This window comes from Neisseria sp. HMSC066H01, from assembly GCF_001837375.1.
Lineage (GTDB): Bacteria > Pseudomonadota > Gammaproteobacteria > Burkholderiales > Neisseriaceae > Neisseria.
Genome location: NZ_KV832194.1, coordinates 194,005 through 216,027, shown reverse-complemented (window position 1 = coordinate 216,027; position 22,023 = coordinate 194,005). Strand labels below are relative to the sequence as shown.

The window sequence follows — 22,023 nt, the reverse complement described above, 5'->3', positions numbered from 1 at the left end:
TTTAATTGGTGCCGGCACCAAGAGTCGAACTCGGGACCCCCTGATTACAAGTCAGGTGCTCTACCAACTGAGCTATACCGGCTTACTGAAATACCTTTCGGCACCATCAGTCTTTAACTGGTGCCGGCACCAAGAGTCGAACTCGGGACCCCCTGATTACAAGTCAGGTGCTCTACCAACTGAGCTATACCGGCAAGGAAGTCGGCATTATGCCGATAAGTTCCCATCTTGGCAAGCATTTTAAAACAAAGTTACTCACGAAATTATAAAAACCAATGATTTTAAAGAAAATTAAATACACACCTTATCTTTCCATCCAACACGCAAAAAGGCCGTCTGAAAACCGCCCCAGCGCAAAACATCATGGTTTCTGTTAAAATAACGCCTTCTACATCTTTCCGTCTTTGCCCATGCCGCCCCGCCATCCTTACCGCCGCCTGCGCCCTGCCAAATCCCATCTGCCCGAAGTCGGCATTTCCGAAGAAGGCAATATCCGTTCCCTGCACTTGGGCAGCGACACCATTCAAAGCTCCATGAATGTTGATCATCCGTCCGAGCTGGTGTTGTCGTACAGCCGCGCCATGATGGGTTGGCTGCTGTTTGCAGAAACCCCGCCCAAACACATCACCCAAATCGGCTTGGGTGGCGGCTCGTTTGCCCGTTGGATAGACAGCTATCTGCCCGATACCAAGCAAACCGCCGTGGACATCAATCCGCAAGTCATCATCGTGGCGCGCAGCCTGTTTGAATTGCCGCACGAAGGCGAACATTTTGAAATTATAGAGGCGGATGGCGCGGAATATATTAAAGTGTTCCGCCACAATACCGATGTGATTTTGGTAGATGGTTTTGACGGCGAACAGATTATCGATGCTTTAGTGGAAGAACCATTCTTCCAAGACTGCCGCAACGCCCTCTCCCCCGACGGCGTATTTGTGACCAACTGGTGGAGCGGCGACCAGCGTTATCAACGCTTTGTCGAACGCCTGCTCAACGTCTTTGACGGTCGCGTACTCGAGCTGCCGGCCGAGAGCCACGGCAACGTAGCGGTCATGGCGTTCCAAAGCAGCCCCAAAGAACAAAATCTCGACAACTTAAAAAAACGCGCCGAAAAATTAAGCGAAAAATACGGCTTGGACTTCAAACGGATGCTTGCTGATTTGAAAGCCAACAATCAAAACAACGGCAAGAATTTTTATCTGTAAACTGCCTCAGGCCGTCTGAAAAAACAAACAAGGACACACTCATGCTCAAACCCGACATCATTCAAATCCCCGGCCCGGCCGGTTTGCTGGAAACTATCTACCTGCCAAGCACACAAGAGTCCGCCCGCGGCGTCGCCGTCATCAACCATCCCAATCCCCTGCAAGGCGGCACCAACACCAACAAAGTCATCCAAACCGCCGCCAAAGCCTTATCGCAACTCGGCTTCCATTGCTACCTGCCCAATTTGCGCGGCGTAGGCAACAGCGAAGGCGAACACGACTACGGCCGCGGCGAAACTCAAGACTGCATTACCGTTATCGACTACGCCCGCGCGCAACATCCAGACGCACCGCAATTCGCCCTGGCCGGCTTCTCATTCGGCGGCTACGTTTCCACCTTTGCCGCCCAAGAACGCACGCCTGATTTGCTGTTACTGATGGGCGCAGCCGTCCATCACTACAAAGACCGCCCGGAACCATCCGATGTTCCCGATGTCGCCAAAACATTAATGATCCATGGCGCGGAAGACGAAGTCGTCGAAATCAACAAAGCCCTGACATGGGCAGAACCCCAAGGCCTGCCGGTTGTGACCATTGCCGGTTCGTCCCACTTCTTCCACGGCAAACTCATCGTTTTGCGCGATACGATTACACGGTTTGCACCAGCCTTATTAGGTTAAAATCCGGCTACAAAATAAAACAGGGCCGTCTGAAAGCTTTTTCAGACGGCCTTGTTTGTATCTTAACATATCAATTCTGAGTTAACCAATACTGCAAACCAATCAAAGTCTTACCATCTTTGATTTCATCGTTTGCCAATGCAGCGCGCACCTCTTCCTTGCTCATCAAGACAGTTTCAGTAATTTCATCTTCATCATTGCTCAACTCGCTGCCCAGACGCACGCCTTGCGCTTGGTAGAGATACATTTTCTCATCACAAAAACCGACTGCCGTGTAAAAGCTGTACAACAATTTAACACTGTCGGCAACGTATGGCGTTTCTTCCGCCAACTCACGCAAAGCGCATTCGGCAGGATCTTCGCCTGCAATATCCAATTTACCCGCCGGCAATTCCAACGTCGCCTGATCGACGGCATAACGCCACTGGCGAACCAAAACAACTTTGCCGTCTTCCGTTTCCGCCAACACACACGCAGCACCCGGATGGCGGATCACAACCCGTTGGCTTTCATTGCCGTTGGGCAGGCGCACCCGATCGCGGCTGATGGTAACAAAAGAACCTTCATAGATCGGCTCGCTGCTTAATTTAGTTTCCTTCAAATCCATTTTTTTACCTCATTTCCAAATTATTGAATATTAAAGGCCGTCTGAAATCCTTTTTCAGACGGCATAGATAAGCCCTATTCCCGAACACGTTCAATCTCAATACCAACCTGCGCCACATCAGGCAAGATGCCCGGTTTCACAATACGGACGCGCACTTTGGCTGCACCAAAATCATTTAAAATCAATTGGGCGATATGTTCCGCCAAAGTTTCCAGCAGTAAAAAATCCTGTTCGGCAAGGCTGCGGCGTACGACTTCGCATACGTCGCCATAATGGATGGTGTCGCCGATATCGTCGCTCGTGCCGGTACGCTCGGGAACACTGATTTCCAAATCCAAAATCAAAGTCTGTTTACGCTCGCGTTCCCAATCATATACGCCGATTAAAGTATCGGCTTTCATGCCGTACAAAAAGATTTTATCCATTTGCCTGTCCGTTTTTTTGATAGAATAACCGTTCCCATTTTAAGTAAAGCACCCAAAATGTTCAATGTACTCGCCATTATTGCCGCCTATCTTATCGGCTCCCTGTCTTTTGCCGTCATCGTATCAAAATATTACGGCATGGACGATCCGCGCACTTACGGCTCCGGCAATCCCGGTGCCACCAACGTCTTGCGCAGCGGTAAGAAAAAAGCAGCCGCATTAACTTTGCTCGGCGATGCAGTAAAAGGCTTGGTTGCCGTCATCTTGGCGCGCTGTCTGCAAAATGCTTTAGATTTGTCGGATGCAACAATAGCTCTGGTCGCCATCGCCGCACTGGTCGGCCATATGTGGCCAATATTTTTCAATTTTAAAGGCGGCAAAGGCGTAGCCACCGCATTGGGTGTCTTGCTCGCCCTCTCCCCCGCAACCGCCCTGCTCTGCGCCTTGATTTGGCTGGTCATGGCGTTCGGTTTCAAAGTTTCCTCCCTCGCCGCACTGGTCGCCACCGTCTGCGCGCCCATCTTTGCCTTCTTCATGATGCCGCACGCCTCTTGGGCATGGGCAACCGTATTCATTGCCGCATTGGTGTTATACCGCCATAAAAGCAATATTCAAAACCTGCTTCAAGGCAAAGAAAGCAAAATCGGGGATAAAGCCGGAAAATCTTAAAAGTGTAGATACAATCAATAAAAGGCCGTCTGAAGTCTATTTTTCAGACGGCCTTAATAGCTTTTATTCATACATAATCATTCAATCTTAATATACTCTACCGACAAAATCTCTATAACCTCCTGCCCTTCCGGCGTATTCAAGACAACTTCGTCGCCTTCGCGCGCTTTAATCAGGCTGCGTGCCAAAGGGGAAATCCATGAGATTTTGTTTTTAGCGGTATCGATTTCATCTACACCGACGATTTTGACGGTTTGTTCTCGACCGTCTCCGCGCAGTAAGCCAACGGTTGCACCGAAGAAAATCTGGTCCGTGGCTTCGCGCGCTTCTGGATCGACGACGACGGCGGCTTCCAAGCGTTTGGTTAGGAAGCGGATACGGCGGTCGATTTCGCGCATGCGGCGTTTGCCGTAAAGATAGTCGCCATTTTCGCTGCGGTCGCCATTGCTTGCCGCCCAGTTAACGATTTGGACGATTTCCGGGCGTTCTTTGTTGACCAGATGATAAAGTTCGTCTTTCAATGCCTGCCAGCCGGTAGGCGTGATGTAATTTTTGGTTTCGGTACTCATGATGTGTTTAAAACATAATTAAAGGCCGCCTGAACGTTAATTTTCAGACGGCCTTTATTGTAAGTCAATTTACTTTATTCTTCATCATCGCTATCGCTGATACTGATGCTGTGTTCCATTTTGCTTGGATGTACTTTCAAGCCGCCGCAACCTGATTTTTCGGCGGAGAGGCGGTTTAGGTATGCTTCGTCGATATCGCCGGTTTGATAAACACCGTTGAAGCATGAAGAATCAAAGGATTCGATTTTTGGATTGAGTGCTTTGACTACTGCTTCCAAGTCTTCTAAGTTTTGGAAGACGATACCGTCCGCGCCAATTTCGGCTGCGATTTCTGCTGCGCTGCGACCGTTTGCAATCAGTTCTTCACGGGTCGGCATATCGATGCCGTACACATTCGGATAGCGCACTTCGGGAGCAGCAGAAGCAATGTAAACTTTGCGTGCGCCTGCAGCGCGTACCATTTCGACGATTTCACGGCTGGTCGTACCGCGCACGATGGAGTCATCCACCAATAAAACGCTCTTGCCGTTAAACTCGGTTTCCATCGGGCTGAGTTTTTGGCGTACTGATTTTTTGCGTGTTGCCTGGCCGGGCATAATAAAGGTGCGGCCGATGTAGCGGTTTTTAATCAGACCTTCGCGGTAAGGTTTTTCGAGATGGACGGCAAGCTCCATCGCGCTGGGTCGGCTGGTATCGGGAATAGGCATAACAACATCGATATCATCGACCGGCAGCTCGCGTTTGATTTTTTCTGCCAAAGATACACCCATATCCATACGGGACTGATAAACGGAAACGCCATCGATGACAGAGTCCGGGCGGGCAAAATAAACATATTCGAAAAGACAAGGGCTTAATTTGGCTTTATCGCTGCATTGACGGGAAATAATCGTACCGTCAAAACCAATAAATACGGCTTCACCCGGCTGAATATCGCGTTCCAAATCATAGGTAAGCGCATTGAAGGCAACGGATTCGGAGGCAACGGCATAAGATTTTTTGCCGGATTCGTCAATTTGCGAACCCAAAACCAACGGACGGATACCGAAAGGATCTCGGAAAGCCAGCATGCCGTATCCTGCAATCATGGCTACTACGCCGTATGCGCCGCGCACCAAACGGTGCACTTCGGAAACGGCGTTGAAAATATTGTCGATGGTGAGTTGGTAAGGAACTGTATTTTTAGAGACTTCGCGGCGCAATTCATGCGCGAATACATTGAGTAATACTTCGGAATCGGAGCTGGTATTAACATGGCGCAGGTGTTTGTTGCACACATTCTCATACAGCTCTTCGGTATTGGTCAGATTACCATTATGTGCCAAAACAATGCCAAACGGAGAGCTGACATAGAAAGGCTGGGCCTCTGCACTGCTGCCTGCATTGCCGGCAGTCGGATAGCGGACATGTGCAATGCCTGCATTACCTACCAAGTCACGCATGTTTCGGGTACGGAACACTTCACGCACCATGCCTTTGCCTTTGTGCATATGAAACGTGCTGCCCTCTGCAGTCACAATGCCTGCCGCATCCTGACCACGATGCTGCAGCATCTGCAGACCGTCATACAGCAGCTGATTGACCGGCTCATGACTGACCAAACCTAATACACCACACATATCGAGACTCTCCGAGTTTTAGGGTTAAATGGGTAAGGCGTCATTATAAAATAATTTAGAGGAGTTTGCCCAAATTGTTGACAATATAATGCTACCTTCAGACAAATAAAAACGGTTTCAGACGACCTTCAGGCCGTCTGAAACCGTTAACATCAATCATCCGCTTCCTCATGCGTATCTTCTTTTCCCGGAAGATACGGCATTGCGGCATCGGCAAGTGATTCAAAATACGGAATCGTATGGGAACTTTGCCACTCTTCCGTTTTCGGCAAATCGGTATGCGAAAAAACCATCACAGCCAGTGTTACCAAAATCACACCTTTTACTGCACCGAATACGCCGCCAAGCAAACGGTTGATGCTTCCCAGACCAACGGCAGACACCAAACTGCTTAACAGCGACCGTGCCAGTTTTTGCAACAGCCATGCCAGAAAAAACACAGCGGCAAAACCCATGGCAACTGCCAAAGCATGCGGCTCAACCGATTTAAAGACCACATCGGCAAACGGCACGGCAAGCGTTCTGGCTGCAATAAACGACACGACCCACGCCACCATCGCCCCTGCTTCGGCAACAATCCCCCGCGTCAGCGAGATAATGATGCAGATAACGATGACGGCGGCAGCCAACAAATCGGCAACAGGCAAATTACTCACTGGTTACCTGACCGGCAATGCCATGTACACGCAATTTGTTCAAATCACGCTCGGCATCGCGTGCATTTTTATAACTGGCTGATTTCACGCGATACACCTTACCTTTATCGGTCATGACTTCAGTAATGGTCGAATCGATGCCTGCCGCTTTCATTTTACGTTGCAGGCTTTGTGCGCGTTCTTTTTCAGCATAACCAGCCTGAATGGCGGCTTTTTTCGCAGGCTTGGCTTCTGCTGTTTCTTTTTCGGCTTTAGGCTTGGCTTTTTCAGACGGCTTCTCGGCAGTTTTTACCTTATCGGCTTTTTCAGCTTTGGCAGTTTCCGGTTTAGCCTTTTCATTTTTTGGTTTTTCAACTTTGGCTTCTGCTTTCTTAGCAGGTTCGGCCTTGTCTTTTACGCTGTCTTTGCTGTTTTTGGCAGATTTACGCTCGGCAATGGCTTTCTCTGCCTTTTCCAATTGAGCTAATTTATTGCGCTCGGCAGCGGCTTCACGCTCTGCTTTTTCAGCACGCGCTTGAAGTGCGCGTTTTTTAGCCGCCAATGCGTTTTCTTTCTCAGCAGCTTCCTGTTGGGCTTGTGTTTTACGGGCCGCAGCAGCACGTTGCTCAGCCTGACGTTGGCGGCGCTCTTCGGCTCGGCGCTCCGCAGCTTCACGTTTGGCAGCCTCGGCGCGTTGAATACGTTCGGACTCTTCCAAGCCTTTAATATTACCGTCATCCAAAGTATCGTTGATCAAAACCAACGGCTCGCCGACATCTTCGGGAGCAGATTCACGGTTTGGCTTCAATACTTCAACCGGCGCATTGTCTTCTTCGTCGCCTGCATTTTGCGGTTTATTTGGTGCTTCGGCATCCGCATGACGGGCAGCCTCCTCAGCAGCAGCGACATCCTCTTTATTCGGCTCTAAAACAACAGCCTTGCTCGGCTCGTCAGCCGTTTTGACTTGGCTCTGACCGACAGGCGCTTCTTTAAACGGTGAATTTTTATCGTCGCCCGATGTCAGCGCCAGACCGAACAGCATACCTGAAGCCACCACCAAGCCGGAGGCTAAAACCAAGCGGCGGCGGTTGCGGCGTTTGAGTTGTTCGTAACCGTCTAAATCGTATCCGTTTGGAGTTTCTTTTTGTTTATTGTCGGACATGATAATTTCCTCGTTAGTGTTCTTTCAAAACAGCCATTACATCGGCAACAGTATGGAATGAGCCGAAAACAACGATTCTATCATTTTCGGTTGCTTTCGCCAAAGCAGCGCGGTAGGCTGCGGCGACGGTTTCAAAAACATTTACATTGTCGATGCCGTGTTCTACCAATTTGGCCTGCAAAGCCTCCACCGTCATGCCGCGCGGCACATCTAAAGGCGCAATATTCCACTCGTCAAACTGGTCTTTAACGATTTCCAGCACGCCGTCAATATCTTTATCAGACAACATACTGAATACGGCGGTACGTTTTTGGGCAAAGGCAAGGTTAATCAGACTGCGGCGCAAAGCACGGGCTGCGTGCGGATTGTGGCCGACATCCAAGACCACCAGCGGACGGCCGGGCAAAACTTGGAAACGTCCAGGGTTCTCAACCAACAGCAAACCGCGTTTAATCGCGCCGATGTCAACGGGCAGCTGATTGTTCAGACACTCCAAAACAGTCAGTGCGCACGCGGCATTGGACAACTGATACGCGCCGCGCAAAGCAGGAAACGGCAAGGAATTGCGGTTACGGCTTTGGCCGTCTGAAGATTGCGGATGGAAGCGGTAGTTCCACTGTACGCTTTCCATTGACGCAAAATCAAAATCTCGCTGAACCATCAACAGTTTTGCACCAATTTCTTCTGCGTGTTTGACCAATGATTCAGGCGCAGGATTCTGGCCGCACACGGCTGGTTTGCCGCTACGGAACACCCCGGCTTTTTCAAAACTGACCTGCTCGACGGTATCGCCCAAAAATGCCTGATGATCCAAATCCACGCTGGTAACGACCGAACAGTCGCCGTCGAATACATTCACGGCATCCAACCGTCCGCCCAAACCGACTTCCAAAATCATGACGTCCACATTTTCACGCATGAAAATATCGACGGCGGCCAAAGCATTAAACTCAAAATACGTCAGCGAAATTTCACCGCGTGCCGCTTCGATACGCTCAAATGAGGAAACAATCAGGTCGTCTGAAACCGGCTGAGTGTTGATGGCAATTCGTTCGTTGTAACGCAGAAGGTGCGGACTGGTCAGCGTACCGACTTTGAAACCAGCTTCTTTATAAATATGCGACAAATAGGCGCATACGGAGCCTTTGCCATTGGTACCCGCCACCACGACGACAGGACACTGCGGCACCAAATTCATGCGTTTTTTCACTTCTCCCACACGTTCCAAGCCCATATCGATCAGGCCGGAACTATGGGCAGTCTCCAAATGAGAAAGCCAGTCTTGTAATGTTTTCATTGTATTGATCGCTTCAAAAGGCCGTCCGAAACAGCCGTTTAATCCATATCTGCCGCAAGTTCTACTTTGTCTTCTTTTTCCCGACACCAGCGCGCCCATACTTTCAGACGGCGGTAGGCATCGCGGTCGGCCATATCGGGCAAGATGCAGTGTTTGACCATTTTTCCGTCAACATTCCATTGCAAAAACAAAGCATAAACCGTCAACATACTGCTGTCTTGCAAAACCGCGCTTCTACCCTCTTCTTCGCCATTCAAGTAAACCGTCGCACGGTATTGGCGGTCGATGATGATTTTTCTGACCGCATTTTGAGTGTGAAAATTAACGCTGCGCCAAGCATAGGCAAAACTGCCGGCTAATGCCGCCAAACCCAGCCACATCATCCAGCCGTAAAACTCGGCAAGGCATAAGGCCAACGCTGAAAGGTGTAAGAAGACAATCAGAATTTTCAAAGAACGCGAGGGCTTTAAGGCCGTCTGAAAACTTCGCACGGCTTTACATCATATTGTCGAAAACAGGCGTAATGTTCAATTCCGCCTCTTCCATATCCAAAACCATATCGTGGATTTCGGTATCGAAAAATTCCCAAAAAGCCTTCAGGCTCATGTCTTGCGGCCATTTGCTTTTATCGATGTCCCAGCCGGCCAATTCGGCTTCAAAAATCTGCTGGTAGCGTTCGTCAAAATAGGAAATGACGGATTCGGGTTCGTCAAATTGCGGCACCAGGAATACGGAGCAGTTGGTGCGCAGTTGCTCGATGGTCAAATCGGGCATATTCTCATCGGATGACTTCAACCATTCTAAAAAACGGGCGGTCGGCTTCAGCACGACAGCAGTACGGTCAACAAAATACATTATCTTCAACTTTCAAAATCATTCAAACCGATCATGCCGTCTGAAATTTCAGACAGCCTAAGTTTAATGTGTCATCACCTGTTGCAGGAACTGTTTGGCACGCTCGTGTTTCGGATTGGTAAAAAACTCTTCCGGCGTTTCATCTTCCAGAATCTGGCCTTTATCGACAAAAATCACACGGTCGGCGACTTCGCGCGCAAAACCCATCTCATGGGTCACGCACATCATGGTCATGCCGCTTTCCGCCAAGTCTTTCATCACTTTTAATACTTCGCCGACCATTTCAGGGTCAAGCGCGGAAGTCGGCTCGTCAAACAACATCACGCGCGGCTCCATCGCCAAACCGCGTGCAATCGCCACACGCTGCTGCTGACCGCCGGAAAGCTGGCCGGGCAGCGCGTCTTTTTTATGCGCCAAGCCGACGCGTTCCAAAAGCTCCATTGCTTTCTTTTCCGCCTCTTCACGGCTTTGGTTTTTTACTTTCATCGGAGAAAGAATAATGTTCTCCAAGACAGTCAAATGCGGATACAGATTGAACCCTTGGAACACAAAGCCCACTTCTTCGCGCACTTTGTTCAAATCGGTTTTCGGATCGGCAACATTGATGCCGTCCACCCAAATCTCGCCGCTTTCAATGCGCTCGAGTTGGTTTACCGTACGAATCAGCGTAGATTTGCCACTGCCCGAAGGGCCGCATACAACGACCACTTCGCCTTGTTTGACTTCCAGATTCACGCCGTTGATAACGTGCAAATCTTTAAAATGTTTGTGTACATTTTTGAATTTAATCATGTTTATTTGACATTCTCTAAAATTGACCAGATTTTGGACGGCCTGTTTTTAATCTGTTTGGCGTAATGCTCGATTTTCTCACTGTTGTCCTTGGTATAAATGCCGCGACACAATATATCCAGTGCATCTTTGTTCAAGTCGCCATAACGGTTGTTGGTATATACCGACAGGATGCAGGCTTTCAGGGGATGGAAGGGAACGCCGTATTTCTGCGCATTATCCCGATTTCCAAACAGCCATGCGGTATCTGCTAAAGCTGCGTAGTTGCTCAAAGCTGCCGCTTTAAATAATTTTTCTTTGATCAGCGGATAATTTTTCTGCTTCTGATTCTCCAGTTTGAACACTTCATCCATCAATTTTTGTGAACCGTTGGGCGCAAGCTCTTCTTCTAAAGCTGTTTTATCATATTCGGCTTCAATATCGTCAAGTAAGTCTTGTGCCGCTCCCTCGCCGTTTTCCGCGGCTTTTTTCAGCCAATAGTAAAACTCGCTTTCTTTGAGATTTACAGGGTCTGTTGTCATTTCCAACTGCATGGCCAGCAGATATTGCGCTTCAGCATCGCCGGCTTTTGCTTTACGCCGCAGGTTTTCTTCTCCGCCGGTGCTTAATGCAAATGCCGTACCGGTAATAAATACAACCAACCCACACCAGACATATTTTTTCAACATTCCGTCCCCACCCTTTCAGACGGCCTTTTTAACCAGATAATTGCTCAATTCTACATATTTCTCAGCGGCAATGTGTTCTGCCCTGTCCTGCGGATTGATACCGACTGCCTGCAAATCATCATCGCCGGCAAGTTCCTTCAAATTATTGCGTATGGTTTTGCGGCGTTGATGGAAAGCCAGTTTCACCAGTTTGGCGAAGTGTTCAAAATTTTCTGCTTTACCGATACAGTGTTTCACCGGAATCATGCGCACGACGGCCGAGTCAACCTTCGGCGCAGGATCAAAGGACTCGGGCGGTACTTCAATCAACATTTCCATATCGAAGAAATATTGCAGCATCACGCCCAGACGGCCATAGTCGTTGGTTTTCGGCTGCGCCACCATGCGTTCGACCACTTCTTTTTGCAGCATAAAGTGCATATCGATCACATCGTCTGCCACTTCGCTCAATCGGAACAAAAGCGGCGTGGAAATATTGTACGGCAGGTTGCCGACAATTTTTTTCTTGCCTTCAATGCTGTTGAAATCAAACTGCAATACATCGCCTTCGTGTATCACCAATTTATCTGCAAACGGCAAGGTTTTCAGACGGCGTACGATGTCGCGGTCGATTTCGCAAACATGCAGACAGTTGAGTTTTTTCGCCAAAGGCTCGGTAATGGCAGCCAAGCCCGGGCCGATTTCAATCACGATATCATCGGGCTGCGGTCTGACCGCGTTGACAATGTCGCTAATAATCCGCGTATCCTGCAAAAAATTCTGCCCGAAGCGTTTCCGGGCCTTATGTTCTTTCATATCTTTCTTCAAGCAAGCTGTTTAAGGCAGTATTGTAACTGAAACAAGCGTTTTTGTCGGCACGCTTTCAGACGGCATTTGCCTAATTTTAAGCAAACGGCGGCGCTTCCAAACCCAAAGATTTCAGTAGTTGCGCGGTCTCATAAACCGGCAAACCCATCACGCCGGTGAAACTGCCCTGCAAATGCTCGACAAATACGCCGCCCAAGCCCTGAATCCCATACGCACCGGCTTTGTCCATCGGCTCGCCGCTGGCAACATAGGCTGCAATCTCCTCAGCCGTCAACGTTTTAAAGCGCACTTCGCTCGTCTGTACCACATCATGGCGTACGCCTTGCCAGTAAACGCATACAGCCGTCAGCACTTGATGCTCCCGTCCGGACAAGCGTTCCAGCATATCGACCGCATCCGCCTCGGATTCCGGTTTACCCAAAATAGCCGCACCATCCGCCACCGTCGTATCCGCCGTCAATACAGCAAACTCAGGCTCTTGATCATGAGCTGCAAACCATTGCGCCACCGCCGCCTGATTTTTCTCGCAGGCCATACGGCGCACATACTCTACCGCAGCTTCGCCTTCTTTAGGGGTTTCATCAATATCCGCAGAGAGGCGGTGTACCGTGAAACCCAAATTTTCCAAAATCTCACGACGGCGCGGACTGCCCGAAGCCAGATAAATTGCGTTCATTGGATTGGTTTTCCTTATTTTGAAATTTTATGCTGACCGGACAGGCGGACATAATGCGCAGAGGAATACGTCAAAAATGCCTTTTCCTCATCCGTCAGCGGACGCACTTGTCTCACAGGCGAGCCGACGTATAAAAAACCGCTTTCCAAACGCTTGCGCGGCGGTACCAAACTGCCCGCGCCTATCATCACATCATCTTCGACAACCGTATCATCCAAAATAATCGAGCCCATGCCCACCAACACACGATTCCCAATTCGGCAACCATGCAGCATGACCTTATGCCCAATCGTCACATCGTCACCAATAATCAAAGGCGAACCGTCAGGCTTCGCCGCATTCTTATGCGACACATGCAAAACGCTGCCGTCCTGCACATTGCTGCGCTTGCCGATAGAAATACTGTTCACATCGCCGCGTAATACGGCATAAGGCCAAACGGATACATCTTCCGCCAGCGACACTTCGCCAATCACAACCGAAGTCTCATCTATAAAACAAGACTCATCAACCGACGGCACATAATCCAAAAACGCACGAATAGGGTTTGCCATTTCCAATATCCTTTTCTCAAAACCAAAACTGATCAGGCCGTCTGAAAATACGGCGTAAAACGATTTTATACTACAACCATACTAAATCAAGCCAAAAAATCATCAAAAGGCCGTCTGAAACAGCTTTCAGACGGCCTTTCATCATAACTCCTTTATCTTGGCTTACCACTATTTATCATTAGCGCCTCATCTATCTTTTATGGAATAATCGTCTTCATTTGATTGATGGAGAAGCCGATGGAGACACGTTCGGGAAATTATGCAGCACCCCTATTGGTCGTCGGCTGCGTCGTCTTCGGCTTGGGCAGTTTGATCGTCAAATTTGTCGATGTCGGCTCTTATGCCATCGCATTCTGGCGTTTACTGATTGCCGCCCCCATATTCTTCCTGCTCGGGCGTTTTTTCAGACAAAAAATGCCCACGAAAAGAAAAACGGTTGGCTACGCACTCTTATCCGGTGTCTTCCTCGCATTCGACCTTGCCCTTTGGCACGAAAGCATTCACGCCGTAGGCCCCGGCATTTCCACCTTGCTCAACAGTCTGCAGATTTTCTTTTTAGCCGCCATCGGCTTCTTCTTTTATTCGGAACGCCTAAGTACCTTACAAATTTTAAGTTTGATATTGGCCACCATAGGCGTAGCCTTGATCGGCAGCCCGGAGTTCGGTCATAACGACAACGCTGCATGGGGATTTGTCAGCGGCGTAGTGTCCGGCGCCATGCTGGCCCTGTCTATGGTCTTCGTACGCAAAACCCATGAGCAGGAAAAAGTCGGTTTGTTTCCGCTGATGATGATTTTAAGCTTCGGCGGTGCAATAGCTTTGGTCATCCCATCGCTGCTATTCGATGCCGCCTATCTATATCCTAAGACTTTAAACGATGTGATTCTAGTCTCCATCTACGGCATCGTTATGCAATGCTTCGCTTGGGCATTGATTGCTTACGCCATCCCGCTTTTATCCTTATCACTGACCGGACTCTTGCTTCTCTCCGAACCAGTCGCCGCCATGTTGATCGATTATTTCTGGCTGGATAAACCGATTAACGCCATCCAATGGAGCGGAGCCACTTTGACTTTATTGGCAATTTATTTAGGTTCGTTAAAAGACAAAAAATAGATACAAAAAAGCCGTCTGAAAAATTTCAGATGGCCTTTTAATCTGTTTATTGCTTATTGGATGCTGGTACCGATACGGCTGAGTTCGCCAAAATTCATCCAAACAAAGAAGGCTTTACCGACAATCAACTTGTCATCGACAAATCCCCAATAACGGGAGTCGGCGCTGTTGTCGCGGTTGTCACCCATCGCGAAATAACGGCCTTCTGGAACTTTACAGATAAAGCCATTGCCGTCTTCTGCGTATTCGCAATTTTCCAAACCACTTTTTTCAAGCGAGTAATTGCTTTCAGGCATCACTTCGGAAGTATACTTGTTCAATACAGCAATAGATACGGAAGGCTGACCGGCTTCTTTGACCACATCAAAGTTTTTGCCGTTCAAGGCCGTCTGAAAACGCTCAAGCGTATGAATCATAGACGGATCGGTATCATCTGCGTATTGATAATTGCCGTTTGGTTTTTCGGGAATAATTTCACCGTTAACAGTCAAAACCTTATCACGGTATTCCACAACATCGCCTGGAATACCGACGATACGTTTGATGTAATTCATCTCTGGCTGAAGCGGATAATTGAACACCACGACATCGCCTCGGGCAATGTTACCGACAGGGATAATGACCTTATTCAAAATCGGCAGGCGGATACCGTAAGAGAATTTGTTCACCAAGATAAAATCGCCTTTGACCAAGCCAGGACGCATGGAGCTGGACGGAATTTGGAACGGCTCGGCAATAAAGCTGCGCAATACAAAGATAACCAAGATGATGGGGAAAAATCCGCCCATATAGTCGGTAAAATGCGCATTGTCTTCGCCGGTCTCACTTTTTTTCAGACGGCCTTTATGGATTGCCCAAACAATGCCGGTAAACACGACAAACACCAGCAATACGGCGGTAAAGCTCATAAATTCAGACAAAATGCCGAATACGCCGACCATGCACAGGAGGTAACTCCATTGCAGGCCGGAGCTCCATTCGCCGTTTTCCTGACGCTCTTTGCTGCTTTTGAAGTTGAGAACCAAGCCGGCCAGCAGCACAACGATTGCGCCTAAAGTCAGATTTATACTCATTATTTATCACTCACTTGCAGAATCGCCAAGAATGCGCTTTGCGGAATTTCCACGTTGCCCACTTGTTTCATGCGGCGTTTGCCTGCTTTTTGTTTTTCGAGAAGTTTTTTCTTACGCGTAATATCACCGCCGTAACATTTCGCCAAAACGTTTTTACGCAGGGCTTTGACGTTTTCGCGGGCGATAATCTGGCTGCCGATGGCGGCTTGGACGGCGATGTCGAACATTTGGCGCGGAATCAGCTCGCGCATTTTTGATGCCAGTTCGCGGCCTCGGTGAACCGCGCTTTGACGGTGCACAATCAGGCTCAAGGCATCGACTTTTTCGCCGTTGACCATGATGTCGAGCTTAATCAAATCAGACGGTTGGAACTCTTTAAAATGGTAGTCCAACGAAGCATAACCGCGCGAAGTCGATTTAAGTTTGTCGAAGAAATCCATTACAACTTCGTTCATCGGCAAATCATAAGTCAGCATGACTTGGCGGCCCATATATTGCATATTGACCTGAACGCCGCGCTTTTGGTTACACAAAGTCATGACGTTGCCGACGTATTCCTGCGGCACAAGAATGGTCGCAGTAATAATCGGCTCAAGAATGGTTTCGATGCTGCCGATGTCGGGCAGTTTGGACGGATTTTCGACTTCGATTTTTTCGCCGCTTTTCAACACGACTTCGTAAACCACCGTCGGCGCGGTGGTAATCAAATCCATGTCAAACTCGCGCTCCAAGCGTTCCTGCACGATTTCCAAGTGCAGCAGACCCAAGAAACCGCAGCGGAAGCCGAAGCCCAATGCCTGAGAAACTTCAGGTTCGAATTTCAGTGAAGCATCGTTCAGCTGCAATTTTTCCAAAGCGTCGCGCAAGGCTTCGTAGTCGTGGCTTTCCACCGGATAAAGGCCTGCAAATACTTGGCTTTGCACTTCTTGGAAGCCGGGCAGCGGCTCAGAAGCGGGGTTGGCAACCAAAGTAACCGTATCGCCGACTTTTGCCTGTCCCAATTCTTTCACACCGGTAATCAGAAAGCCCACTTCGCCGGCTTTGAGTTCTTGTTTTTGAACCGATTTCGGCGTGAATACACCCAACTGCTCAACCTGCGTTTCTGCCTTAGTGCTCATAAAGCGCACTTTGTCTTTCAGCTTGATGGTGCCGTTTTTCACACGAATCAGCATAACTACGCCGACGTAGTTGTCAAACCACGAATCGACGATAACTGCTTGCAACGGCGCGTTTTCATCGCCGGTCGGCGCAGGAATTTTGGCAACGATTTCTTCCAAAACGTCTTCCACGCCGATGCCGCTTTTGGCAGAACATTGCACCGCGCCGACCGCATCAATGCCGATAATGTCTTCGATTTCCTGTTCCACGCGTTCGGGGTCGGCGGCGGGCAGGTCGATTTTGTTCAAAACAGGCACGACTTCCACGCCCAAATCAATCGCGGTATAGCAGTTCGCCACAGTTTGCGCTTCCACGCCTTGAGACGCGTCCACGACCAAAAGCGCACCTTCACAAGCCGACAGCGAACGGGAGACTTCGTAAGAAAAGTCGACGTGTCCCGGAGTATCAATCAGGTTAAGCTGATACACCTGCCCGTCGCGTGCTTTATAGTTGAGCGCGGCGGTTTGCGCTTTAATGGTGATGCCGCGCTCTTTTTCGATGTCCATGGAGTCGAGCACCTGCGTACTCATTTCGCGCAAATCCAAACCGCCGCAGTATTGGATAAAACGGTCGGCAAGCGTCGATTTACCGTGGTCGATGTGGGCAATAATGGAGAAATTCCGTATGTTTTTCATATTGTTATTAAGATAAATGCAATTAAAGGCCGAAAGGCCGTCTGAAAAAACAGGGATTCGGTTTTCAGACGGCCTTAGAATAAGGTTGAATCGTTCCGTATTCTAACGGAAATTCAACGCTTCTGCATGATTTTATAGCGATTTGACAATCTCGGTCACCATCTTCGCCGAGCTGACGGCAGCCGTTTTCAAAAACTCTTCAAAGCTGATGTCCGCTTTCTCATCTGCCGAATCGGATACGGCGCGAATAATCACAAAAGGCACTTCCAATTGATGGCAGGTTTGCGCAATCGCCGCAGCTTCCATTTCTACTGCTTTGACTTCTGGGAAATGACTGCGAATTTCCGCAACACCTTCGCTGCTGTGTACAAAACGGTCGCCACTGACAATTAAACCTTGCGTTACGGCCGCACCTTCAAACACTTGCGCCGCCTTTTCTGCTTGGCGAATCAAGTTAGCATCCGATGCGAACACGGCAGGAAGTTGCGGCACTTGCCCCCAAACATAACCAAAAGCCGTTACGTCAACATCATGATGCGCCACAGTTTCGCCAATAACCACATCGCCAACCTTCAGGCCCTTACCCAAACCGCCTGCGCTGCCGGTATTGATGACGCAATCCGGTGCAAACTGATGAATAACCCAAGAAGTCGAAACCGCCGCATTGACCTTACCGATACCGCTCAAAACCAATACCGTGCGTTTTCCGGCCAATTCGCCTTCATAAGCCGAAAATTTACCGAAGGACACATGCTTGACATCTGCCATGCTTTCACGCAAAAGCTCGATTTCCTGTTCCATTGCGCCGACCACGGCAATTGTTTGTACTGACATCTCATTACCTTTCCGTTCACTAATCGGGCAACATTATAACAGCAGAATTTAAAATCACAGGGATGCCGAAAAATCTGCTATATTCCCAGCACGACACTCAATTTAAAACAGATAGCCGCTCTAGCGGCAAAACAGCAAATAATGATTGCTTCTGTTATAATTATTTTCAATAAAATAACTTAACATTAACTATCTGAATTCTTATGTTTGACGAAAATACTCCGGGCGCAAAAGAAGAATTGTTCACTTGGCTACGCCACATGAACAAATACAAAGGCTCCGACCTTTTCATTACCACCAATTTCCCGCCGGCCATGAAAGTGGACGGCAAAATCATGCGGCTGACCGATGAGCCGTTAAGCGCTGAAAAATGTATGGAAATCGCTTTTTCGATTATGTCTTCCAAACAAATCGAAGAATTTTCTACCACCAACGAATGCAATTTCGCCATCAGCCTGCCCGACACCAGCCGCTTCCGTGTCAATGCCATGGTTCAACGCGGCGCAACTGCTTTGGTGTTCCGTTCCATTACCAGCAATATCCCTAAATTTGAAACGCTCAATCTGCCGCCGATTCTGAAAGACATCGCCCTCAGAAAACGCGGTCTGGTTATTTTTGTCGGCGGTACAGGTTCGGGCAAGTCCACTTCCCTCGCCTCCCTTATCGACTATCGAAACGAAAACAGCTTTGACCACATTATCACCATCGAAGATCCGATTGAATTTATCCACCAACATAAAAACTGCATCATCACCCAACGTGAAATCGGCGTAGATACCGAAAATTGGCCGATTGCGCTGAAAAATACCCTGCGCCAAGCGCCGGATGTTATCCTGATTGGCGAAATCCGCGACCGCGAGACCATGGACTACGCCATTTCCTTCGCGGAAACCGGCCATTTGTGTATGGCGACACTGCACGCCAACAGCACCAACCAAGCGCTTGACCGCATCATCAACTTCTTCCCCGAAGAGCGCCGTAACCAATTGCTAACCGATTTATCGCTCAACCTACAAGCCTTTATTTCACAACGCCTGATTCCCCGCGAAGGAGGACGAGGACGCGTAGCGGCTGTCGAGGTTTTACTCAATTCGCCCATTATTGCCGACTTAATTCGAAAAGGCGAAGTCCACAACATCAAAGAAATGATGAAAAAATCAACCGGCATGGGCATGATTACTTTTGACCAAGCCTTGTATGATTTGTATGAAAACGGCGATATCAGCTATCAAGACGCTATTAAAAATGCCGACTCTGCCCATGATTTGCGCCTAGATATTCAATTAAGAAGCCGCCGCGCACAAAATGCCGGCCCGGATTTAGAATTGATTTAAAAGTAAAAGCCTCAAGGCATAAAAAAGGCCGTCTGAAACCTCATTGCGGGTTTCAGACGGCCTTTATTCCATCAAATAATCAAGCCTGTTTCAGTTTTGCATCGGCATCACGCAATGCAGTGCGCAAACCTTCCTCGATAACCGGATGGTAGAACGGCATATCCAACATTTGCGGAATCGTCATCTTCATTTGATGCGCCCAAGCCATCAAGTGTGCCAAATGTTCGGCAGCAGGGCCGACAACTTCCGCACCAATGAAACGGCCGGTTGCTTTTTCGGCATACAAACGCATATGGCCTTTGTTTACCAACATAACGCGACTGCGGCCTTGGTTTCGGAAGGAAACTTCGCCGATTACAAACTCGTCAGGTTGATATTTCGCCGCAACTTGTGCATATTTCAAGCCGACAGAGGCAATTTGCGGATTGGTGAACACCACGCCGATTACACTGCGACGCAAACCACCGCCGATATTCGGATAGCGGCCCGCATTGTCGCCGGCAATTTTACCTTGGTCGGCAGCTTCATGCAGCAGAGGCAATTGATTGGACGCATCACCTGCGATGAAGATATGCGGAATGCTGGTTTGCATGGTCAGCGGATCAGCAATAGGCACGCCACGCGCATCTTTTTCGATAGTCAGATTTTCCAAACCGATATTGTCCACATTCGGACGACGGCCTACGGCTGCCAGCATATATTCGGCAACGAACACACCTTTTTCGCCGTCTTGTTCCCAATGAACTTCAACATTGCCGTCTGCGTCAAGTTTGACTTCGGTTTTAGCATCCAGATGCAAAGCCAACTCTTCGCCAAAAACAGCTTTGGCTTCTTCAGCGACAACAGGGTCGGAAATGCCGCCGATGGCTCCGCCCACGCCGAAAATCTCAACTTTCACGCCCAAACGGTGCAAAGCCTGACCCAGCTCTAAGCCGATAACGCCGGGGCCGAACACGGCCACGCTTTTAGGCAAAGTATCCCAAGAGAAAACATCATCGTTTACAACCAAGCGATCGCCCAAAGCTTCCCACTGAGGGAAAATCACAGGACGCGAACCGGTGGCAATCACAAAACTTTTTGCCGTGATTTGGGTATGGTCGTCGATTTGGACAGTGTGTTCGTCAACAAATTTTGCCGTACCCATAATACGCTTGTCGGCAGGCCACTCTTCTACATCGCTGACCACAAAACCGACGAAACGGTCGCGTTCGGATTTGACGCGTTGCATGACTTCTTCGCCATTGACAACGATGCTGTCTTTGTCCAAATGCACGCCAAACGGATCGGTATGCAAAGCATGATGGCGCGCTTCTGCGGCGGCAATCAAGAGTTTGGAAGGCATGCAGCCGACACGCGCACAAGTTGTTCCGAATACATTGTTTTCAATCAGGTAAACATTGTCTGTATGAAGGCGGGCATTGCGAAATGCACCCATGCCGGCAGTACCGCCGCCAATTACGACGACATCTGCTTGAATTTTTTTCATAATCTTTGTCCTTTTTTGTTGAGCGTCCGAAGTGGTATCAGCGTGAAGCGTATCAAGTTTTCAGACGACCTCTCTAACAAACTATCGATAATATAAAGTCAATAGTTATTTTTAAAATATGGATTTAAAACAATAATCTCAAATTCTACTTGTAAATATAGAGCTATTCAGAACGACCGTGTAGCGTATCGTCTGAATAACTCTATTTTTCTGTTCAGACGGTTTTATTCAAACCGTCTTAAAGCACTAGGCAATTAGTTTTTAGCCAAGTAAGCTTCCAAATCTTCGCTGCCGCCGATGTATTTGCCGCCGATGAAGACTTGAGGAACAGTCATCTTGCCGGTGATGGCGCGAACGGAAGTAACAGTTGCATCTTTGCCCAATACGATTTCTTCGTAAGATAGACCTTTGTCTTGCAAAGCTTTTTTAGCTTTAGCGCAGAATGGGCAGCCAGGTTTGGTGAAGATGGCAACAGACTCTTGAGCTTTCAAGTCAGGAGCGATGAATTTCAACATAGTGTCAGCGTCAGACACTTTGAAAGGATCGCCCGGCTCTTCAGGCTCGATGAACATTTTTTCAATCACGCCGTCGTTAACCAGCATGGAGTAACGCCAAGAGCGTTTGCCGAAGCCCAAGTCTTCTTTGCCAACCAACATGCCCATGCCTTCGGTGAATTCGCCGTTGCCATCAGGAATCATGTAGATGTTGTTAGCTTCTTCTTCGGCAGCCCAAGCGTTCATTACAAAAGTGTCGTTTACAGATACGCAGTAAATAGCGTCAACACCGTTTTCTTTGAACGCGCCAAACAATTCGTTGTAGCGTGGCAGATGAGAAGAAGAGCAAGTTGGAGTAAATGCGCCAGGCAGAGAGAACACGACTACTTTTTTGCCTTTGAACAAATCATCAGTAGAAACATCTTTCCAAGTGTCGCCAACGCGAGTGCGGAATACTACGGAAGGTACTTTTTGACCGGTACGATCTTGCAAAGCCATTTTTAAGCTCCTTAAAAATTCGGGTTTGAGAAATGAATCAATGCTTGCATTCTAATGCAGGCCTATCGATTTGTATAATTTATAGTTCAAATAATATTAATTACATTAAACTATCAATTTAATTAAACCGAAAACAGCTGTTTCTTTAAATGAAGGCTGTCTGAAATAAAACAAG

24 protein-coding genes and 2 tRNA genes are annotated in these 22,023 nt (G+C 48.6%); 5 read left to right on the top strand and 21 right to left on the bottom strand.

From position 1 onward, the window contains the following. Positions 1-6: 6 nt before the first annotated feature. Positions 7-82 (bottom strand) — tRNA-Thr (locus HMPREF2551_RS05180). A 36-nt stretch (positions 83-118) separates the two neighbouring features. Then, positions 119-194: transfer RNA gene (locus HMPREF2551_RS05175), tRNA-Thr, on the bottom strand. Positions 195-410: 216 nt separating this feature from the next. On the opposite strand from HMPREF2551_RS05175, the gene HMPREF2551_RS05170 reads away from it, so the two are divergent. Together HMPREF2551_RS05170 and HMPREF2551_RS05165 are read left to right on the top strand one after the other, a co-directional pair. Continuing rightward, complete coding sequence (locus tag HMPREF2551_RS05170; RefSeq protein ID WP_070837591.1) at positions 411-1,205, top strand: polyamine aminopropyltransferase; 795 nt, start codon at positions 411-413, stop codon at positions 1,203-1,205. Between the two features lie 41 nt (positions 1,206-1,246). Next, positions 1,247-1,885 carry an alpha/beta hydrolase gene (locus tag HMPREF2551_RS05165; RefSeq protein WP_070837589.1) on the top strand — a complete coding sequence of 213 codons (639 nt, stop codon included), beginning with the start codon at positions 1,247-1,249 and terminating at the stop codon, positions 1,883-1,885. A 70-nt stretch (positions 1,886-1,955) separates the two neighbouring features. Here HMPREF2551_RS05165 and HMPREF2551_RS05160 read toward each other — a convergent pair whose 3' ends face one another. Both HMPREF2551_RS05160 and folB read right to left on the bottom strand, forming a co-directional pair. After that, positions 1,956-2,492 carry an NUDIX hydrolase gene (locus tag HMPREF2551_RS05160; RefSeq protein ID WP_070837587.1) on the bottom strand — a complete coding sequence of 179 codons (537 nt, stop codon included), beginning with the start codon at positions 2,490-2,492 and terminating at the stop codon, positions 1,956-1,958. 74 nt (positions 2,493-2,566) lie between these two features. Continuing rightward, the gene (folB, locus tag HMPREF2551_RS05155) at positions 2,567-2,917 is read right to left on the bottom strand and encodes a dihydroneopterin aldolase (RefSeq protein ID WP_070837585.1); all 351 of its coding nucleotides are present in this window, start codon (positions 2,915-2,917) and stop codon (positions 2,567-2,569) included. A gap of 57 nt (positions 2,918-2,974) precedes the next feature. On the opposite strand from folB, the gene plsY reads away from it, so the two are divergent. Further along, on the top strand, positions 2,975-3,586 hold the full coding sequence (plsY, locus tag HMPREF2551_RS05150; protein WP_070712548.1) for a glycerol-3-phosphate 1-O-acyltransferase PlsY: 612 nt from the start codon (positions 2,975-2,977) through the stop codon (positions 3,584-3,586). A gap of 77 nt (positions 3,587-3,663) precedes the next feature. Here the strand turns inward: plsY and greB are convergent, their stop codons facing one another. The 12 genes from greB to HMPREF2551_RS05090 all read right to left on the bottom strand — a co-directional run bounded on the left by greB (position 3,664) and on the right by HMPREF2551_RS05090 (position 13,220). Further along, positions 3,664-4,155: a transcription elongation factor GreB gene (gene greB, locus HMPREF2551_RS05145; protein ID WP_049322920.1), complete on the bottom strand. Its 492-nt coding sequence runs from the start codon at positions 4,153-4,155 to the stop codon at positions 3,664-3,666. A 74-nt stretch (positions 4,156-4,229) separates the two neighbouring features. Beyond that, positions 4,230-5,774: an amidophosphoribosyltransferase gene (purF, locus tag HMPREF2551_RS05140; protein WP_070837583.1), complete on the bottom strand. Its 1,545-nt coding sequence runs from the start codon at positions 5,772-5,774 to the stop codon at positions 4,230-4,232. Positions 5,775-5,926: 152 nt separating this feature from the next. Continuing rightward, positions 5,927-6,430, bottom strand: coding sequence for a CvpA family protein (locus HMPREF2551_RS05135; RefSeq protein WP_070837581.1), 504 nt, complete (start codon positions 6,428-6,430; stop codon positions 5,927-5,929). Next, positions 6,423-7,571: a cell division protein FtsN gene (gene ftsN / locus HMPREF2551_RS05130; protein ID WP_070837579.1), complete on the bottom strand. Its 1,149-nt coding sequence runs from the start codon at positions 7,569-7,571 to the stop codon at positions 6,423-6,425. The genes HMPREF2551_RS05135 and ftsN overlap by 8 nt, the downstream gene beginning before the upstream one ends. 13 nt (positions 7,572-7,584) lie before the next feature. Then, the gene (gene folC, locus HMPREF2551_RS05125) at positions 7,585-8,868 is read right to left on the bottom strand and encodes a bifunctional tetrahydrofolate synthase/dihydrofolate synthase (RefSeq protein WP_070837577.1); all 1,284 of its coding nucleotides are present in this window, start codon (positions 8,866-8,868) and stop codon (positions 7,585-7,587) included. A gap of 38 nt (positions 8,869-8,906) precedes the next feature. Then, positions 8,907-9,359 (bottom strand): protein YgfX, encoded by a 453-nt coding sequence (locus tag HMPREF2551_RS05120; protein ID WP_070837575.1) that lies wholly within the window; start codon positions 9,357-9,359, stop codon positions 8,907-8,909. A 4-nt stretch (positions 9,360-9,363) separates the two neighbouring features. Continuing rightward, positions 9,364-9,723 (bottom strand): hypothetical protein, encoded by a 360-nt coding sequence (locus HMPREF2551_RS05115; RefSeq protein ID WP_049322913.1) that lies wholly within the window; start codon positions 9,721-9,723, stop codon positions 9,364-9,366. Between the two features lie 63 nt (positions 9,724-9,786). Next, a complete protein-coding gene (locus HMPREF2551_RS05110) occupies positions 9,787-10,515 on the bottom strand; it encodes an amino acid ABC transporter ATP-binding protein (RefSeq protein WP_003747231.1) in 729 nt (242 codons plus the stop codon). Positions 10,516-10,517: 2 nt separating this feature from the next. Beyond that, a complete protein-coding gene (locus tag HMPREF2551_RS05105; protein WP_070837573.1) occupies positions 10,518-11,183 on the bottom strand; it encodes an SEL1-like repeat protein in 666 nt (221 codons plus the stop codon). Between the two features lie 15 nt (positions 11,184-11,198). Next, the gene (rsmA, locus tag HMPREF2551_RS05100; protein WP_070837571.1) at positions 11,199-11,978 is read right to left on the bottom strand and encodes a 16S rRNA (adenine(1518)-N(6)/adenine(1519)-N(6))-dimethyltransferase RsmA; all 780 of its coding nucleotides are present in this window, start codon (positions 11,976-11,978) and stop codon (positions 11,199-11,201) included. An 88-nt stretch (positions 11,979-12,066) separates the two neighbouring features. Next, entirely contained in the window at positions 12,067-12,666 is a 600-nt protein-coding gene (locus HMPREF2551_RS05095; protein ID WP_070837569.1) for a Maf family protein, read from the bottom strand. Positions 12,667-12,680: 14 nt separating this feature from the next. Then, positions 12,681-13,220 carry a gamma carbonic anhydrase family protein gene (locus HMPREF2551_RS05090; RefSeq protein WP_049322909.1) on the bottom strand — a complete coding sequence of 180 codons (540 nt, stop codon included), beginning with the start codon at positions 13,218-13,220 and terminating at the stop codon, positions 12,681-12,683. A gap of 237 nt (positions 13,221-13,457) precedes the next feature. Between HMPREF2551_RS05090 and HMPREF2551_RS05085 the strand changes: the two genes are divergently transcribed. Beyond that, positions 13,458-14,336 (top strand): DMT family transporter, encoded by an 879-nt coding sequence (locus tag HMPREF2551_RS05085; RefSeq protein ID WP_143128513.1) that lies wholly within the window; start codon positions 13,458-13,460, stop codon positions 14,334-14,336. Between the two features lie 53 nt (positions 14,337-14,389). On the opposite strand, the gene lepB is transcribed toward HMPREF2551_RS05085, so the two are convergent. The 3 genes from lepB to HMPREF2551_RS05070 all read right to left on the bottom strand — a co-directional run bounded on the left by lepB (position 14,390) and on the right by HMPREF2551_RS05070 (position 18,036). Then, entirely contained in the window at positions 14,390-15,409 is a 1,020-nt protein-coding gene (lepB, locus tag HMPREF2551_RS05080; protein WP_070837565.1) for a signal peptidase I, read from the bottom strand. Then, entirely contained in the window at positions 15,409-17,202 is a 1,794-nt protein-coding gene (lepA, locus tag HMPREF2551_RS05075; protein ID WP_002226499.1) for a translation elongation factor 4, read from the bottom strand. Before lepA ends, lepB begins: the two co-directional genes overlap by 1 nt. A gap of 132 nt (positions 17,203-17,334) precedes the next feature. Further along, positions 17,335-18,036 (bottom strand): 5'-methylthioadenosine/adenosylhomocysteine nucleosidase, encoded by a 702-nt coding sequence (locus HMPREF2551_RS05070; RefSeq protein ID WP_070822327.1) that lies wholly within the window; start codon positions 18,034-18,036, stop codon positions 17,335-17,337. A gap of 203 nt (positions 18,037-18,239) precedes the next feature. On the opposite strand from HMPREF2551_RS05070, the gene HMPREF2551_RS05065 reads away from it, so the two are divergent. Then, positions 18,240-19,370: a PilT/PilU family type 4a pilus ATPase gene (locus HMPREF2551_RS05065; protein WP_036490451.1), complete on the top strand. Its 1,131-nt coding sequence runs from the start codon at positions 18,240-18,242 to the stop codon at positions 19,368-19,370. 79 nt (positions 19,371-19,449) lie between these two features. Here HMPREF2551_RS05065 and HMPREF2551_RS05060 read toward each other — a convergent pair whose 3' ends face one another. Further along, entirely contained in the window at positions 19,450-20,856 is a 1,407-nt protein-coding gene (locus HMPREF2551_RS05060; RefSeq protein WP_070837563.1) for a dihydrolipoyl dehydrogenase, read from the bottom strand. Positions 20,857-21,110: 254 nt separating this feature from the next. Further along, positions 21,111-21,848 carry a redoxin family protein gene (locus tag HMPREF2551_RS05055; protein WP_070837561.1) on the bottom strand — a complete coding sequence of 246 codons (738 nt, stop codon included), beginning with the start codon at positions 21,846-21,848 and terminating at the stop codon, positions 21,111-21,113. Between the last annotated feature and the right edge of the window lie 175 nt (positions 21,849-22,023).

Excerpts from the sequence above, each read along its gene's own strand:
- HMPREF2551_RS05165 (WP_070837589.1), top strand. The coding sequence starts at position 1,247 with ATGCTCAAACCCGACATCATTCAAATCCCCGGCCCGGCCGGTTTGCTG.
- HMPREF2551_RS05060 (WP_070837563.1), bottom strand. The coding sequence starts at position 20,856 with ATGAAAAAAATTCAAGCAGATGTCGTCGTAATTGGCGGCGGTACTGCC.
- lepA (WP_002226499.1), bottom strand. The coding sequence starts at position 17,202 with ATGAAAAACATACGGAATTTCTCCATTATTGCCCACATCGACCACGGT.
- HMPREF2551_RS05160 (WP_070837587.1), bottom strand. The coding sequence starts at position 2,492 with ATGGATTTGAAGGAAACTAAATTAAGCAGCGAGCCGATCTATGAAGGT.
- HMPREF2551_RS05065 (WP_036490451.1), top strand. The coding sequence starts at position 18,240 with ATGTTTGACGAAAATACTCCGGGCGCAAAAGAAGAATTGTTCACTTGG.
- HMPREF2551_RS05055 (WP_070837561.1), bottom strand. The coding sequence starts at position 21,848 with ATGGCTTTGCAAGATCGTACCGGTCAAAAAGTACCTTCCGTAGTATTC.
- HMPREF2551_RS05105 (WP_070837573.1), bottom strand. The coding sequence starts at position 11,183 with ATGTTGAAAAAATATGTCTGGTGTGGGTTGGTTGTATTTATTACCGGT.
- HMPREF2551_RS05095 (WP_070837569.1), bottom strand. The coding sequence starts at position 12,666 with ATGAACGCAATTTATCTGGCTTCGGGCAGTCCGCGCCGTCGTGAGATT.
- folC (WP_070837577.1), bottom strand. The coding sequence starts at position 8,868 with ATGAAAACATTACAAGACTGGCTTTCTCATTTGGAGACTGCCCATAGT.
- plsY (WP_070712548.1), top strand. The coding sequence starts at position 2,975 with ATGTTCAATGTACTCGCCATTATTGCCGCCTATCTTATCGGCTCCCTG.
- HMPREF2551_RS05170 (WP_070837591.1), top strand. The coding sequence starts at position 411 with ATGCCGCCCCGCCATCCTTACCGCCGCCTGCGCCCTGCCAAATCCCAT.
- purF (WP_070837583.1), bottom strand. The coding sequence starts at position 5,774 with ATGTGTGGTGTATTAGGTTTGGTCAGTCATGAGCCGGTCAATCAGCTG.
- HMPREF2551_RS05070 (WP_070822327.1), bottom strand. The coding sequence starts at position 18,036 with ATGTCAGTACAAACAATTGCCGTGGTCGGCGCAATGGAACAGGAAATC.
- lepB (WP_070837565.1), bottom strand. The coding sequence starts at position 15,409 with ATGAGTATAAATCTGACTTTAGGCGCAATCGTTGTGCTGCTGGCCGGC.
- HMPREF2551_RS05090 (WP_049322909.1), bottom strand. The coding sequence starts at position 13,220 with ATGGCAAACCCTATTCGTGCGTTTTTGGATTATGTGCCGTCGGTTGAT.
- ftsN (WP_070837579.1), bottom strand. The coding sequence starts at position 7,571 with ATGTCCGACAATAAACAAAAAGAAACTCCAAACGGATACGATTTAGAC.
- HMPREF2551_RS05110 (WP_003747231.1), bottom strand. The coding sequence starts at position 10,515 with ATGATTAAATTCAAAAATGTACACAAACATTTTAAAGATTTGCACGTT.
- greB (WP_049322920.1), bottom strand. The coding sequence starts at position 4,155 with ATGAGTACCGAAACCAAAAATTACATCACGCCTACCGGCTGGCAGGCA.
- folB (WP_070837585.1), bottom strand. The coding sequence starts at position 2,917 with ATGGATAAAATCTTTTTGTACGGCATGAAAGCCGATACTTTAATCGGC.
- rsmA (WP_070837571.1), bottom strand. The coding sequence starts at position 11,978 with ATGAAAGAACATAAGGCCCGGAAACGCTTCGGGCAGAATTTTTTGCAG.
- HMPREF2551_RS05115 (WP_049322913.1), bottom strand. The coding sequence starts at position 9,723 with ATGTATTTTGTTGACCGTACTGCTGTCGTGCTGAAGCCGACCGCCCGT.
- HMPREF2551_RS05085 (WP_143128513.1), top strand. The coding sequence starts at position 13,458 with ATGGAGACACGTTCGGGAAATTATGCAGCACCCCTATTGGTCGTCGGC.